At 47.3% G+C, this 14,774-nt stretch carries 12 protein-coding genes; 2 read left to right on the top strand and 10 right to left on the bottom strand.

Annotation, left to right across the window (positions count from 1 at the left end; genetic code table 11):
* Nucleotides 1-59 precede the first annotated feature (59 nt).
* The 3 genes from F0220_RS10610 to F0220_RS10600 all read right to left on the bottom strand — a co-directional run bounded on the left by F0220_RS10610 (nucleotide 60) and on the right by F0220_RS10600 (nucleotide 3,986).
* On the bottom strand, nucleotides 60-848 hold the full coding sequence (locus tag F0220_RS10610; RefSeq protein WP_105598146.1) for a polysaccharide deacetylase family protein: 789 nt from the start codon (nucleotides 846-848) through the stop codon (nucleotides 60-62).
* A gap of 66 nt (nucleotides 849-914) precedes the next feature.
* Nucleotides 915-1,853 (bottom strand): aldo/keto reductase, encoded by a 939-nt coding sequence (locus tag F0220_RS10605; protein WP_149846506.1) that lies wholly within the window; start codon nucleotides 1,851-1,853, stop codon nucleotides 915-917.
* Between the two features lie 108 nt (nucleotides 1,854-1,961).
* Nucleotides 1,962-3,986: a Na+/H+ antiporter gene (locus tag F0220_RS10600; RefSeq protein WP_149846505.1), complete on the bottom strand. Its 2,025-nt coding sequence runs from the start codon at nucleotides 3,984-3,986 to the stop codon at nucleotides 1,962-1,964.
* Nucleotides 3,987-4,199: 213 nt separating this feature from the next.
* Between F0220_RS10600 and F0220_RS10595 the strand changes: the two genes are divergently transcribed.
* On the top strand, nucleotides 4,200-4,499 hold the full coding sequence (locus F0220_RS10595) for a hypothetical protein (RefSeq protein WP_091017455.1): 300 nt from the start codon (nucleotides 4,200-4,202) through the stop codon (nucleotides 4,497-4,499).
* Between the two features lie 96 nt (nucleotides 4,500-4,595).
* Here F0220_RS10595 and F0220_RS10590 read toward each other — a convergent pair whose 3' ends face one another.
* Nucleotides 4,596-5,078, bottom strand: a complete 483-nt coding sequence (locus F0220_RS10590) for a MarR family winged helix-turn-helix transcriptional regulator (protein WP_036609579.1) — start codon at nucleotides 5,076-5,078, stop codon at nucleotides 4,596-4,598.
* A 271-nt stretch (nucleotides 5,079-5,349) separates the two neighbouring features.
* On the opposite strand from F0220_RS10590, the gene F0220_RS10585 reads away from it, so the two are divergent.
* Nucleotides 5,350-6,465 (top strand): FAD-dependent monooxygenase, encoded by a 1,116-nt coding sequence (locus F0220_RS10585; protein WP_149846504.1) that lies wholly within the window; start codon nucleotides 5,350-5,352, stop codon nucleotides 6,463-6,465.
* Nucleotides 6,466-6,561: 96 nt separating this feature from the next.
* On the opposite strand, the gene F0220_RS32465 is transcribed toward F0220_RS10585, so the two are convergent.
* The 6 genes from F0220_RS32465 to F0220_RS10560 all read right to left on the bottom strand — a co-directional run bounded on the left by F0220_RS32465 (nucleotide 6,562) and on the right by F0220_RS10560 (nucleotide 14,773).
* A complete protein-coding gene (locus F0220_RS32465) occupies nucleotides 6,562-6,729 on the bottom strand; it encodes a hypothetical protein (RefSeq protein ID WP_181155339.1) in 168 nt (55 codons plus the stop codon).
* A gap of 208 nt (nucleotides 6,730-6,937) precedes the next feature.
* The gene (locus F0220_RS10580) at nucleotides 6,938-9,514 is read right to left on the bottom strand and encodes a beta-mannosidase (RefSeq protein ID WP_149846503.1); all 2,577 of its coding nucleotides are present in this window, start codon (nucleotides 9,512-9,514) and stop codon (nucleotides 6,938-6,940) included.
* 91 nt (nucleotides 9,515-9,605) lie between these two features.
* The gene (locus tag F0220_RS10575; RefSeq protein WP_149846502.1) at nucleotides 9,606-11,192 is read right to left on the bottom strand and encodes a helix-turn-helix domain-containing protein; all 1,587 of its coding nucleotides are present in this window, start codon (nucleotides 11,190-11,192) and stop codon (nucleotides 9,606-9,608) included.
* Nucleotides 11,189-12,970: a cache domain-containing sensor histidine kinase gene (locus F0220_RS10570; protein WP_149846501.1), complete on the bottom strand. Its 1,782-nt coding sequence runs from the start codon at nucleotides 12,968-12,970 to the stop codon at nucleotides 11,189-11,191. Before F0220_RS10570 ends, F0220_RS10575 begins: the two co-directional genes overlap by 4 nt.
* Nucleotides 12,971-13,000: 30 nt before the next feature.
* Entirely contained in the window at nucleotides 13,001-13,855 is an 855-nt protein-coding gene (locus F0220_RS10565; protein WP_165790059.1) for a carbohydrate ABC transporter permease, read from the bottom strand.
* A gap of 36 nt (nucleotides 13,856-13,891) precedes the next feature.
* On the bottom strand, nucleotides 13,892-14,773 hold the full coding sequence (locus F0220_RS10560; RefSeq protein ID WP_091017467.1) for a carbohydrate ABC transporter permease: 882 nt from the start codon (nucleotides 14,771-14,773) through the stop codon (nucleotides 13,892-13,894).
* Between the last annotated feature and the right edge of the window lies 1 nt (nucleotide 14,774).

The following is a 14,774-nucleotide window of genomic DNA, read 5'->3' as shown; positions in this document are numbered from 1 at the left end:
ATAAAGAAACCGAAGGTCTCTTCAACTGAGACCTTCGGTTTCTAATTGGATTACCATGTTCAGGGCTGCACATGCTTTAAAATAGACGAAGGCGAAGTTCCATCCTTCGCGGCTTCGCGTGCCTTCACAGCAAGCAGCTCAGACACCGTAACGAATTGGTACCCCTGCTGCTGTAACTTCGGCAGGATTGTTTTGAGTGCAGCTACCGTATGGGACTTGCCTTCCACCTTATCATGGAAGAGTACAATATCCCCATTACGTGCATTCTTCAACACTTTGTTAACGATAGCCGATACACCTGGAGAAGCCCAGTCCCGTGTATCCTGATGCCAAGACCAGAGTACAATGGTATACCCTTTTTGTTTGGCAGCCTGGATGACCATGTCATTGTAATAGCCGCCCGGTGGCCTGAACAACAGGGGACGCTCCGCACCAGCTTTAATAATGGAACTTTCCGCTTCGTTCATATCATTCATGTACTTGTCCGCACGTGTTGATCGAACTGCATACGTATGCGCATACGTATGGTTGGCGATTTCATGCCCTTCGAGCTGTTCCTGCTTAATCAGTTCAGGAAATTTATCTGCCCATTTGCCAAGTACAAAAAAAGTTCCTTTGGCATGATACTGCTGAAGCAAAGCCAGAATCTGCGGAGTCTGAATCGGATCTGGTCCATCATCAAAGGTAAGGGCGATGAGTTTATCCTGTGTGGGAACTTCCCACACTATCTCTCCTCGTTCCTCATAATACTGACGGTTCTTCTGTACAGGCTTCGCATAGGCAGAACTGCTACCCAGCAAAATAATTAGCGTGAACATTCCGATGACTCGGGCTGCCTTCAGGTTCATGTGGTGTCCTCACTTTGTCTTCATACGTAAACTCCCTGTTAGCATTTCCCGATTCACCCGAACTCATTAACGAAAGATCTGATCCACGACTGCAATTTCCTCAGCAGTTAATTCCACATTTAATGTTTGCATATTGTTAATGACCTGTTCCGGTCGCTTGGCACCCGGAATCAATGCATCAATGGAAGGCTGTGTCAGGTACCAGGCCAGAACCAGATGAGCGACCTCAACATCCTTGGATTGTGCCATGCTGCGCAATTGCTCAACTTTATCCAAATTTTCAATGAAAGCTTCACCTGTAAACAGCGGGTTCTTCGCCCGTCCATCCTGAAAGGTTGTATTGCGATTATATTTACCGCCCAGCAGTCCCGCAGCCAGTGGGAAATAGGGCACAAAAGAAATGTTATGCTCAGCCGTATACGGCAACAGCTCTTTCTCCGCATCTCTTTTGAACAGATTATATTCAGATTGCAGTACGTCTACATGCCCGTCCTTGTTGGCTTCACGCAACTGATCAATGGAGAAATTAGATACGCCAATGGCGCGGATTTTACCAGCGTCTTTTAATTGTTTTAACGCATCTACCGCTTCATCCTTAGGCGTATGTTCATCCGGAAAGTGGATGTAGAACAGATCAATGTAATCGGTTTGCAGACGTTTCAACGCCTCATCCACGGCTGTTTTCAGAAAAGCAGGTGAGTTATCCATGACAATCTTGCCATCCACCAATTTATGAGCTGCCTTGGTCGCAATGATGATATTCTGCCGCTGACCGGTTTCCTTCAATACTTCGCCGATCAGTCGTTCGGAATGCTCAGGTCCATAGATGTATGCCGTATCCACAAAGTTAATACCTTGTTTCAAAGCTGTACGAACCACTTCCTTACCCGTCTCATCATTCAGCATGTCCGGATAGATATTATGTCCGCCTACTGCATTCGCACCCAGTCCAATGGGATTCACGACCAGATCCGTTTTACCCAACCGAATTTGTTGTTCTGCCATGTCTCATCTCTCCTTCACTGATCGAATAAGTACAATTTAGTTGTGATGTCTTTCTTGTCCATATTATATCAAACCGTTTAGCATATTTAAAATATCGGATTTATCGGATTAGGTGTTTTTCAGCGCAGTCGCTTCAACGTCGTTAATAAACCGACGAAGTTTCGCAGCCACATCACGGGTGATTTCGCCGTTTTCATACAGCTGTTGAACCGTATTACGCTGTTCCTGAATGGCCACCATCTGCAACTCCAATTTCTCCTGATTAAACGGATCTTCCGTTTTACCCTGGTTCCAGGTGCGCAATTTGGCAATTACACGCTCATACTTGGCAATGACCGACAGTGCGACGACTCGATTCCCATCATTCATATGGGCACGAATGGCCTTAATTGCCGATTCAGAGGTACGTAACTTCACCTGACGGAACAGTTCTGCATTTTCTAGCATGAATGGTTGATTCGGCTTCTGGGACCGGTTGGTGAACAGATGTCCTAACACACGCCCGATCTCGCTGATCGAAGTCATGAACTGAGTGTTTGCGCGATTCGCCAGCATCATTTCCTTGCGATCCAACCAGCTGTCACATTTGAAGGCCGCATCAGAAGCAATTGCATTTTCGTCCAACATTACTTCAACTTCTTTACGTTCCGCACGGGTGGCAATCAGGTTAATAGCCGTTTCTTGTTTCTGAATATCTTTGCGTTTATCGGCGGTAAGCTGACCTGCGGCCTGTCTGATGTACTTGGACAAGTCGGAGACAACCGCGAGAGCGGCAGCTTTGTTCTCATCGTTCATTTCGGATTTGACAGCTCGTATTGCCGCATTCAGCATAATGTCATGTGCCTTTCGTTCTGACTTCTGCGGTGTTTCTTCTGTGGATTTCCCATCGTCCTTGGCCAGAACCGGAAGAAACACGCTTGCCGCAATCAGGGAGAAGAGGATAACTCCTGCCGCGAGGAAAATAATCAGATCCCGTTCAGGGAAAGGTGATCCATCCTGAAGCACATAAGGAATGGAGAACGCACCCGCCAATGTTACAGCCCCCCGCACCCCAGAGAGGGAAATGATCGTAATATCCTTGAATCTGGGACTGCCTATAGAGGATTGGGTACGCAACCATTCATTCCCTTGCCAGAACAGATAGATCCAGAGAAAGCGCAGAACCAGCAGTAGCACCGAGATCAAGCCTACATATCCCAACACCTGCAGATTATTAAACGAAACATTTTCAAATATGGTACTCAACACATCCGGGACCTGTACACCCAGAATAACAAACACCAGACCATTTAGTATAAATAAAATGACTGACCATGTGCTCGCAGATACCACCTGCATTTTCAACTGAACCGATTCAGCACGGTCACGCTCAATGGCGTGGATAATACCGCCTGCCACTACCGCAAGAATACCTGATACCCCAATTTCTTCACTCACCAGATAGATGATAAATGGCGTCAGGATTTGCAGCAGCATGTGAATTGTCACATCTTCCATGCCCAGTCTACGGATCCATACCCCTAGCCTGATTAACAGAAAAGATAACAAGGCCCCGACAAGAAGCCCGCCAATCGCAATCAGAATAAAACTAAAAGTTGCATTCGCCAGGGAAAATACACCTGTAACTGTGGCTGCAATTGCGAATTTGAAGGCGACCAGGCCGGATGCATCATTCATTAATGCTTCACCTTCAAGAAGTCTATGTATGCCTTTGGGCAAATGTACTCGCCCTGCCATGGCGCCAACGGCCACTGCATCTGTCGGGGACAATATGGCTGCAAGAGCAAAAGCAGCAGGTAACGGAATCGAAGGAATCAGCCAGTGAATGGCATATCCCGCCACGACTACTGTCACGAATACAAGCCCTAGTGCAAGCAGAAGTATCGGTGCACGCAGATTCCATAATTCATTCCTTGGAGTTCGCTTACCATCGTTGTATAACAAAGGTGCGATGAACAGTACAAAGAATAATTCCGGATTCAACGGCAGGTGAACACCTGCAGGAAGCAAAGCTATAGCTACACCAAGCACGATTTGAATGAGCGGAATGGGAATAAAGGGTACAAACCGGTTTAAAATATTGGATAAACCGATCAGGACCAGTAACACAAGTACGGCAATAAATATTTCCATGATGACAATCCCTTTCCGCTATAGAAGTGGTGAAACCTTTGTTGTATAGGTTTATTTTAACATAATCCAACCTTTATTATAAAAATGTTGTCATATTCATATACCCATTCAACTCGTCTCAGACCAGTCTGAATGAAAGAATTCTGATGGATTCTGTATATAAGATGTTACAATATGCTCAGGACAATACCCTTCGGAAAGGAACTTACATCTATGGCATTTGGAATTAAACGACAAGAGCTTGCTGCGTGGAAGGAACAAGTGGCTCGTGGTGAGATTGCGTACCTCACTCATTTCTGGATTGACAACCGATTCCCCGACATCACCAGTGTCACCAAAGTTGGCTGTGCAGATCTGGAACGTCTCGAGCGTTGGTGCAACGATCATGGGCTGGACCCGCGATACATTCATCGGCGGCAGCCCTTTCCCCACTTTGACCTGATGGGCAGCAAGCAAAAAGAAATTTTGATCCAAGAAGGCATGACGGATCATGTGGTTCGCTTTCATTTATGAACAAACTCAAAAACGCCAGTCTTCAAGGCTCACCCCTCCGCAATTAGGGACGAACTCATGAGGACTGACGTCTTCAAGGATCAAGTCATATATGGACTACCGATGAATCTGTTCAAACGATTTCATGTTCTCCAGCAGTTTCAGCTCAATTTTCTTCAGCATGCCAAACATCTGCTGTTGCTCCTCTTCGGAAAGTGCTTGCAACAATTCCCACGTCATTCGGCCGCGATTCGCATTAAGTGTCTTGGCAAGCTGCGCGCCTTCATCCGTTAAGGACAGCCACACAATTCTCCGATCTTCTTCACTGCGCACCCGCTGGATCAACCCTTCCGTCTCCAGTTGATTCAGTACAATGGTGGTTGCGCCGGAAGACAAACTGAGTTGTCTGGCCACATCAACCGCCATGCAGCGTTTTTCACGTAAAATCATGCCCAATATATGACTTTTTGTCGGATTCAGTTTACAGTTGGTTTCGGTCTTCTGCTGCTGATCCAATACTTTGTTTTTATATCTGAAGAAGGCCTCCAACAATTGATCTACATTTGCCAATTGAGAGTTTCGCTCCGTATCCGGGCTCATAAACGTTCCTCCTGCCTTTCATCATAACCTACCTTATATTGTAACATATTTACACTATGATGTTTGTGAAAAATGCGCTTGTATCCGACACTCTATCGTTGACTGCCACACTCTTGTTTTATTTCGGGTTTCACCTATTGCATTATGGCAACGAGTTTGTTTATAATAACCTATATCTTTAAAGTTACTTTTAGTTACTTAATGATTTTAATAAATCTGTTGTTATAAAGTAAATAAAGCGTCACCATTATAATGCAAGGGACTTATGCACATGAATCAGAATATACAATCTCAACTCAAAACAGATGTTTGCATCGTCGGCGCAGGTCCTGGCGGTGCTTTGCTTTCTTATTTACTGAATCAACAAGGAATCTCCACGATGCTCATTGAGCGGCAGCCCCACCTGCACAAGTCTTTTCGCGGGGAGTTGCTCAATGTGGATGGCGAAGCCATTTTGAATAAACACGGCCTCTATTCCCTCATTCAGGAACGCGGAGCGCTGCTCTTGGAACAGATTCAGTATTGGGAAAATGGGCAGATTATTCATACGGTATCACCGGGCAATGGAGAATCTCATGTTGGTATTCATGTACCCCAAGATCATCTCCTGGAAGCCATCGTGTCGCATGCTCAGCAGCACAGTTCATATAAACAAGTACTATTCAATACGATTATGACCGGTTTGTTACGAGACAAGAACGGCCAGGTCGTGGGTATTAACATTCGGCAGAACGGCGTTCCTGCCTCCATTGAAGCATCTGTAATTGTTGGCGCTGATGGCAGATACTCTGCGGTACGCAAACATTCCGGTATGACCCCGGAGATTCGCAAGCACGGGTATGATTTGCTCTGGGCACGCATTCCGGCACCCGTAGGTTGGGAACCCGCTGTTCGGATGGCCAGCATGGATGGTCAACAGCTCGCACTGTTCTCACAGTTCGGCGGTTATGTTCAGATTGGGTGGAACATTCCCGAGGGAGCTTACTCCAAGCTGCGAGAGCAGCCGATTGCTCCTTTTGTAGATAAACTTGTATCTGCTTTTCCTTGCCTGTCTGATTCTGTAGCTGCCAATATTCAGAGCTGGAGTGATTTTGTTCTGTTATCTGTCGAAAGCAGCTATTGCCAGTCGTGGGCACAGGACAATGTTGTACTCATCGGTGATGCCGCTCATACCATGACCCCAACCGGTGCGTTTGGACTTAATGCCGCGCTCGAAGATGCGGATGTGCTCTCCGAATTACTTGTCCAAATGGCTGCAGATCAATTCAGTTCCACTACACAACTTCAGGAACTTCAGACGATTCGCGGTGCAAAGGTACAGCAGCAACTTGCTCGACAAGTGGAGATGGAATCCTCTTTCCAACAGCGTTATGAATCCTTTCTCTAAACCCAGTTAATACGGATAAAATGCCTATATGCCCAAACAGCCGATCACTTCCTCATTAGAGAAGAATCGGCTGTTTGGTTTGTTGGTTTATCTTTTTTATGTAATTCCGTGTCCTTCTTCATTTTCGTTTGCGTGGAGCAAACGTGTCTTCTCTGGGTGCTTCTTGTACAGTATCAACGTCCTTCGGATATATACAATACCAATAATCAGCAGGATCAACATCAGAATGAATATAACCATCTCCGGGTAAAAGACAAATGACATGAATCCACCTCCTTTGAAAACGATTTCTCTATATCATTCTAACCTTAACGATTCAAGATGTGAACCCGATTGGAAGTTTCGCTTGTGGAATAAGGCCAAGGTCACCTGACACAACGACAGGAACTCACCCTGCTGCAAAAGTAAAAAAGGTGGCATCCCTGCTCAGGATTACCACCTTGAACCTCGAATAATTCGAAGTATATTTATTTTATCCTTCTCTGCCGTTCATGGCACTGACCCGAAGTTCTGTCAGTGGCAGAGATGTTTGCTCTGGATGACGAAGTCTTACTGTTCGGCTCTCACCGGGGAGCAGATCAAAATAATTGTCACTGAATCGGACACGCCCAAGGGGAAGCTCCAGCTTCACCAATCGTGCAATCGCACCACTGGCCGTAACCGTTACAGACTGTTCCTCTTCATTCACATGTACACTCAATTGTGACTCTGGCAATGTCACATCCTTAGGATCACGCAAGAAGTACCGATTGCTCGGCGCTGCAAATCCTTCGGATACCAACTCAACCATTACTTCCTCCGCACGTCTGCCCTGTAACACCTCTACTTCAGTTAATTCGGCAATACACAGTGAGGATTGGGATGTTACTTCAACAGCATGTGAGCTGGAGTAGATCTTCCCTCCACTCAATGCATAGACATTAAGTCGAAGCTCCCCTTTTAAGACGTCACGTGTATCGTTCACAACCCACAACGCAAGCGGTTCACCCGGCTCATGCTCCAGTGACAACAGGACAGGATGAAAGAATATTTTCCCGTAATAAAAGGATGCCTTCGGCAGCAGTTCATAGTCGATCATGGACCAGCTTGTACCCGGCCAGCTATCATTCAGTTGCCACACGAGCGCACCGCTGTTACGGTGATTGATGCGCCGGAAATGTTCGATCCCGTAACGCAAACCTTCTGCCTGTGTCAGCATGGAATAGTTCATGTACTCTTCTATATTTTGCGGAATGCCTGTATAACCCTCCATCAGCAGAATACCTTTCTGGTGATTGGTATCCTTGTTACGGTAGGCCATCTCCGGACTGCCCCAGTAAAACTGCCCTGCGGGCATATTTTTCTCCAGCGTGTAACGATTGGCCGAGGCATGCATACCAAATTCACTGCTGAAAAGCGCATGATCCTTTTTGTAATTTTTGAACGTCACACCTTCAATACTATAGTCCAGCAACGGCGGCTCTCCATGCTTCCTTGGATAGACCGAGCCATGCCATACCTGCCAGTTGTGACGATCCCCGACATCGGGATCATTCTCGTCCTGACCATTACTATCCCCGAACGGCGAAGAAGGCCAGTACGGACGGGACAGATCCAAGCGATCCAGCACTTCAGGGATCAGTTCATGATAGATAAGTTCGCCGTAGAACGGACTGGTAATATCTCCACTTGCAGACTTCATATCATAGAGCCAATCTATTTCATTATTCCCACACCAGAGGGCAAGCGAGGCACGGTTACGCAGGCGCAGGACATTGTTTTCTACCTCTTGCCGTACATTGTCCATGAAATCACGATTGAAATCCGGGAACAGTGCGTTCGCGAATGCAAAATCCTGCCACACCAACACTCCTTGCCGATCACACTCATCGTAGAAGACATCCTTCTCATATATACCACCAGCCCAGACACGCAACATGTTCATATGCCCTTCCACCGACAGCTCGACAAGCTCACGATACCGGGAATTTGGGATGGCACCAATCAGATGATCAGCCGGAATCCAGTTGGCACCCTTGGCATATACTTTGACTCCGTTCAGAATAAACGTAAATGTATCTTCACCCCGTTCATTGTGAAGAGCCAGCTCAATCGTTCGTAACCCATAGGGCTCGCTATAACGATCCACCTCAACGCCATCTGCGTATAATGTAACCTCCAGTGTATACAGATACGGCTCACCCAGATCATGAGTCCACCATAACTGAGGTGACGTAACGTTTAATGTGGTATCTGCCTTATAACCTTCTAGAGGTAGTTCAGTGGCACATGCCACCTCGTGTCCGCTTCGATCCAACAGACGAACATTACAGGTCGCAACCACAGCCTGCTCACGTTTCTGTCTGCTACGGTAAGACAAGACCGACTTCACATCCGCCGTGACATGTAAGACAGCCAGCTCTGTACTGACTGATTCCGTACGAGCATAAACATTCTCCAGCTTGGCGATTGTTCGTTTATCCAGCCTTACCGCTCCCCAGATCCCCACTGTAACCATACGTGGACCCCAGTCCCAGCCAAAGTTCATCGCTGCTTTGCGCAGCCATGGCCGTTCCTTCGTATACGAGGACCAGTCGAAGGTTTCTTTGTCCCGGTGATGCAGATGAAGCGGATCAAACTTGACCGCAATCGCATTCCAGCCGCTCCGTACCAGTGACGTTACATTAAACGTATGTGACATGAGCATATTGGCCGTTTTCCCGACCTCATGGCCGTTCACGTAAACCGTTGCAAACGTATCCAATCCTTCGAACACCAATTCAAAGTGCTCCTCGCTCTCTGTATCTCTCATCAGATTGAAGGTTGTGCGGTACCACCATTCCTTTTGTTCAATCCAGCGACTTTTGGCATCATTATGTCCGTAATAGGGCGGATCAATGATACTGCGCTCAATAAGTGCAGCATGTACATCCCCAGGCACTTCAGCCCCGATCCAAAAACGGTCATCCAGCGCAGCAGCTGCCACATCCATTGCCCGTTTCTCTCCAACTTCAAAATGCTGTATTTTCCATTGTCCCGATAAATCCTGACTTGAACTATGGATCTTCATTAATACACCCTCACTCTCCAATAACCCTGAGTAATACCCTATCGAAAACGTTTGGCAGAAATGCAAGACATGCTGCCTGGTCTGCTCATTTCTAACTTCCCGAAGGTTTGAACGACAGCGCCTCTTCTCGATATTCACTCGGGGTCTTGCCGGTATGTTTTTTGAACAGCCTGCTAAAATATTTCACGTCTTCGTAGCCGCTGATAGCAGCGACTTCACTGATCTTCGCTGGAGACACCGCGAGCATATCCATCGCTCTTCGGATACGCATATCGGTGACAAAATCTCCAAAGGTCACACCCATTTCTTTTTTAAACAGTTCACTGAGATGACCCGGATGCAAATGAACATGTCCAGCTACCTGCTGTAGATTAATATCCTGCGCCAATGAAGATTCAATATAACCAATAGCCTTTTGCACATGGGCAGCCTGTCCCTGACCCATTCGGCTATGATAGACATGCATCAGACCATACAGATGGTGGAACAACATATCCCCAAGATCTACAGCTTCGGCATCCGGTTCCGGCAACCAGGGTTCGAGCCTTGCGGTTTCTTCACGCCCTGTCGCTCGCATTGTGCGGGTAAGCCAGCGATGACCTGCAATGACCGCAGAGTGCAGACAAGCACTGAACGATTCTGGCGTGACCTCCGGTTCTGTAATCAAATTAGCCACCAGTTCTCGCGTCCATGTCGTTAACCTCACTGAATCATTATCCAGCAATATTGAACCAAGTGTGGTCTCTTCTTCATGCGTAAGTACAGTTTTACCACCTTTGCGCTCCTGAACGTGCTCATAATGCCATACTTTATCATCCATCAAACCTCGATATCGGAAAGCAGTTGAAGCCGTTCGGTAGCTTTCGTGCAGATCTGCATATCCACGCACAGGCAGACCTACTGCTGCACGCAGAGTACACTTCAGTAATTGCTCCACCCGACGTAATGCACTCTCCAGCTTGAACGGATATTCCTGTTCCACAGGCGGCCATGAAACTACACATATAATTTGCTGTTTCTCTATATGCGCAATGGCACCCGGTAGCATATCCTCCAGGGTATTCTGCACCGCAAATCGTAATAGTGCATCCGAGGATCGATCCCAACCCTCTGCTCGAAGTACAATGACTTGTCTGCGAATCTGTTCATCATCAAGACCATCATTCGCTGCCTCTATTCCAGCATCAGAACGCAAAAACGAAGGAAATTGGCCCCAAGCGGTGTCACCGTCAATGATCCAACCAGCAAATAACCGCTCCCGATTCTCCCGCATAAGCTGTCCCTCTCTGGACTTCTCTGCCCAACGTTCCGTGATCCGTTGTTTGGCCTGTAATACGGTCTTGATGATCTCTTCCGGCTTGCTTGTTTTGAGCAGATAATCTGTAACCCCTTGGCGTATCGCCTGCTGCGCATAAGAAAAGTCATCGTATCCGGACAGAATAATGACCTCCAGCTCAGGTAACAATCGCAGTCCCTCTTCTGCCAGTTCCAGCCCCGATCTGCCTGTCATCCGAATATCCGTCATCAGGATATGCGGACGTTCCTCTGCCATGCGTGTTAACGCCTCCTCTGCCGAGGCAGCAGGTTGAAGAAGTTCAATTCCGAGTTCATGCCAAGCGATAACGCTGGCAAGCCCTGTACGGATAATCACTTCATCATCAACAATTAATAGTCTCATGGCGAACCCTCCAAGATTGGAATGGAAAACGAAATCCGGGTACCTCCCCCAACCCTGCTGTCTACTTCAAGCTGTGCATTCACTCCATAATGGAGCAGCAGCCTCTCATTTACATTGCAGAGCCCATAACCGCCTTGGTTTAGCTGTTTTCCCGGCTGTTTTCCCTTCCATTCCCTAATGCTTATTCTTAATTGCTCCAGTCTGTCCGGCTCCATGCCAACACCATTATCCAGCACCAGCACATTCATCTGTTCATTATCCGGGTCCTTGCGAATCATTATGGTGATGGTGCCCACGCCTGCTTTGGGCTGAATGCCATGAATCATGGCGTTCTCAACAAGCGGTTGCAGCAATAGCTTCAGCATCATTCGTTTCTCAAGCGCTGGATCTACGATATAATGCAACACAAATTGATCAGGGAAACGAATCGACTGCACACGCACATAATGGCGAATATGAGCGATCTCCTGTTCCACAGGGCAGTAATCCTGACCATTGTTCAAGCTGATACGCAGAAAATCACTCAGGCCCTCAACCATATCTGCAATCCGCTTCTCTTCAGACATCAAGGCAATCCAATGAATTGAAGAGAGCGTGTTATACAGAAAGTGCGGGTTAATCTGCGCCTGAAGCACACGAAGATCCGCTTCTTTTTTGCGAGCTTCACCTCGAATAATCTCTTCCTTCAATAACTGAATATGTGCACCGAGCAGATTGTAACTCTCCCCAAGCCTGCCAATCTCGTCATCACTTTCAGATCGAAACAAAGGAAGCGGACGTTCCGGATCAATTCGGGACAGATGCCGGGTAAGCACACGAAGCGGCCTCGTCACACGCCGCACCGTAAACCAGACCAAGGCAGCACTGATCGCAGCAGACATCGCAACGGCGCAGCCGGTTAGAATAAGAATGTACCGATTCTCCGACTTGTACTGGTCATAAGGAACCGTTCCAACCAACGTCCACCCCGTCAATTCTTCCGGATAATAGAGCAACGTCCGTTTATCGTCACCACTTCCATACGTGGTGGTTCCGCTACCGCCATCCTGAATTAACGTCGAAATCCCTGGTTCGACACCTTCCAGCTTAAGTCCAAGCCGGGATTTGTCCATCGAAGACAGAATTTCTCCAGAACTGCCGATGAGCTCCAGTCTGCCTTGCCCTCTGCCTAATCCCAGAGCGGCCCATCCCTTGGATATGGCCTTCTCATCCAGACTAATGGCTAACCAGCCAATGGGTCGATAATCATGGATACTGCGAATCGGCCGAACCAATGTGATCACATTTTGTATACCCGCATAATTCTGGACCGGATATACCCCCGTCCATTTTTTCACTGCTTCTCCGCTCGGCACTGGTGGATAAGATAAGCTTGAATTATTGGATTCATACCAGGTAGCCGTAGACAATGTGGCATTGAATCGGCTTGGATATATGGCGATGTTCGCAATATATTTCTTGGAAGCTGCCAGATTGGTCATCCTGCCCAAAATATCCACCCGGTCCAGCTCATGATCTTCATTATGGCTAAGGTACTGCTGGATGTCCCGTTCTCCAATCAGGAAAATGGAGAGATTCTCGGCATCCTGCAACATATAACGAAGATTGGCCTCTACCTGTTTCAGCGTATCCATGCCGGACAGCTTTGTTTTTTGCTCTGTGATGCGGGAAGAGATTAGAAAGGCAAACAGGCCCAAGGCCAGCAAAGGCACAATCATTGAAGCCGTCACAACGACGGATAGCTTCCTTTGTAACGAAGATGTGAGCCAGCGTGCCAAACGTTTCTCCTCCTCTGGATGCGCTTTCGCTTACCCCTTGACAGCTCCGGCTGTCATACCTTTCATAACCTGTTCCTGGAATACGAGATACAAGATAATGGTTGGAATGACCGACAGGGTCATGGCAGCAAGCGTTAATCCGTAATCGGTTTGATACCCATCCGCAAAGTTCGCAATGGCCAGCGGTAACGTTTTCAATCCGGTTTTGTTGATGAATACAAGCGCAAATGAAAAGTCATTCCACGCATGCAAGAAACTCAGGATCGTAACCGTTGACAACGCAGGTACGGACATGGGTAACATGATCCGGGTAAACAGCCCCCAAAGTCCTGTTCCATCAATAAAAGCTGCTTCTTCAATATCACGTGGAACACTTGTCAGATAAGCAGTAAGCACAAAAATTGCCGTAGGCAATGCAAAAGCCGTATAAGGTAATATTAAGGCCCAGTACGTATTTAGCAGGGACATCTGTTTCATTAAAATAAATAAGGGGACAAGTGTACTATGGATCGGAATGAGCATGCCAACAACAAAGAAGGTCATGATTAACCCTTTCCAGCGAAACTGGAAACGGGCCAGGATGAATGAAGCCAGCGCTGCAATAAACAGCGTCAGAATAAGTGATCCAACCGATACAATTAGTGAATTGCCAAAAGCGGTCCCCAGCCTGGAGCTTTCCCATGCATTGCTGAAATTGGCAACATTCCAGTTTTCCGGCAGTCCAAAGGGCCTGCTATAGAAATCTTCATTTGTTTTGAATGCACTAATCACGAGCCAGTAGAACGGATACAATGTTAAAATACCATAGACCGTTAGCAGCGTCCAAACAATTCCGCTACGTAGGCGGCGAATCGGATGGCCCGAGCTGCTTCGTGGTGATGGCATGGATACAGGTGTCACTTGCATGATAACTCCTCCTCTCTATTGATTCTCTTTTCGTTTGCGACTGGTTAGCCACTGGCTTGTTCCGATCAGCAGCAGGGAGATCAGTACGATGGTTGTTGAGATTGCACTACCAAAACCATATCGGTATGTTGTAAAGGTTGAATTGTACATATACGTTGCAAGCAGTTCTGTCGCATGTGCCGGACCACCCTTGGTCATGATGTAGACCAGATCGAAGGATTTCAGACTACCCGAAATACATAGAATGATCGCTACCTGAACCGTACCCCAGATCATGGGCAAAGAGACGGATACCAGCTTCCGGATTCCTGAAGCCCCGTCTATTTTGGCAGCATCATGAATCTCGCCGGGAATATTCTGTAGCGCCGAGATGAAGATAATTAGATACAACCCGACAAAGCTCCAGAGCAGCGGCGGTACCAATGAGAAAATTGCAATCTTGTCATCGGACAGCCATTGCAGCTTCCAACTTTCAAGCCCCAGTGCGTCCAGCAGAAAGTTCAATATCCCGATCTGCGGATGATAGATATACTGCCAGATCATACCGATAACGACAGTGGATAACACCATCGGTAGAAATACGGCTGAACGCAGGAACCGCTGTAACGGATTGCTTTTGTGTAATATGACCGCCAGCATCAGCGCTAACGGAATTTGTCCAAATACCGATGCCAACACAAAAATAACGTTATTTTTCAGTGCCCGCCAGAACACAGGATCATGCCAGATCTCAATGTAATTATCCACACCAATATATTTGGATGCGCCAATGCCGGACCAGTTGAAGAAACCGTAGTATGCCGACCACACGACCGGTACAAATACAAACAATGCATAAATGATGACTGCCGGGGCCAGCCCCAGCATAATAAAACGCCGACTGCGCAGTGCGTTCATC

The organism is Paenibacillus sp. 37, assembly GCF_008386395.1.
GTDB classification, from domain to species: Bacteria; Bacillota; Bacilli; order Paenibacillales; family Paenibacillaceae; genus Paenibacillus; species Paenibacillus amylolyticus_B.
Note: the sequence above shows the minus strand (reverse complement) of the source record. Positions and strands in the feature narration are given on the sequence as shown.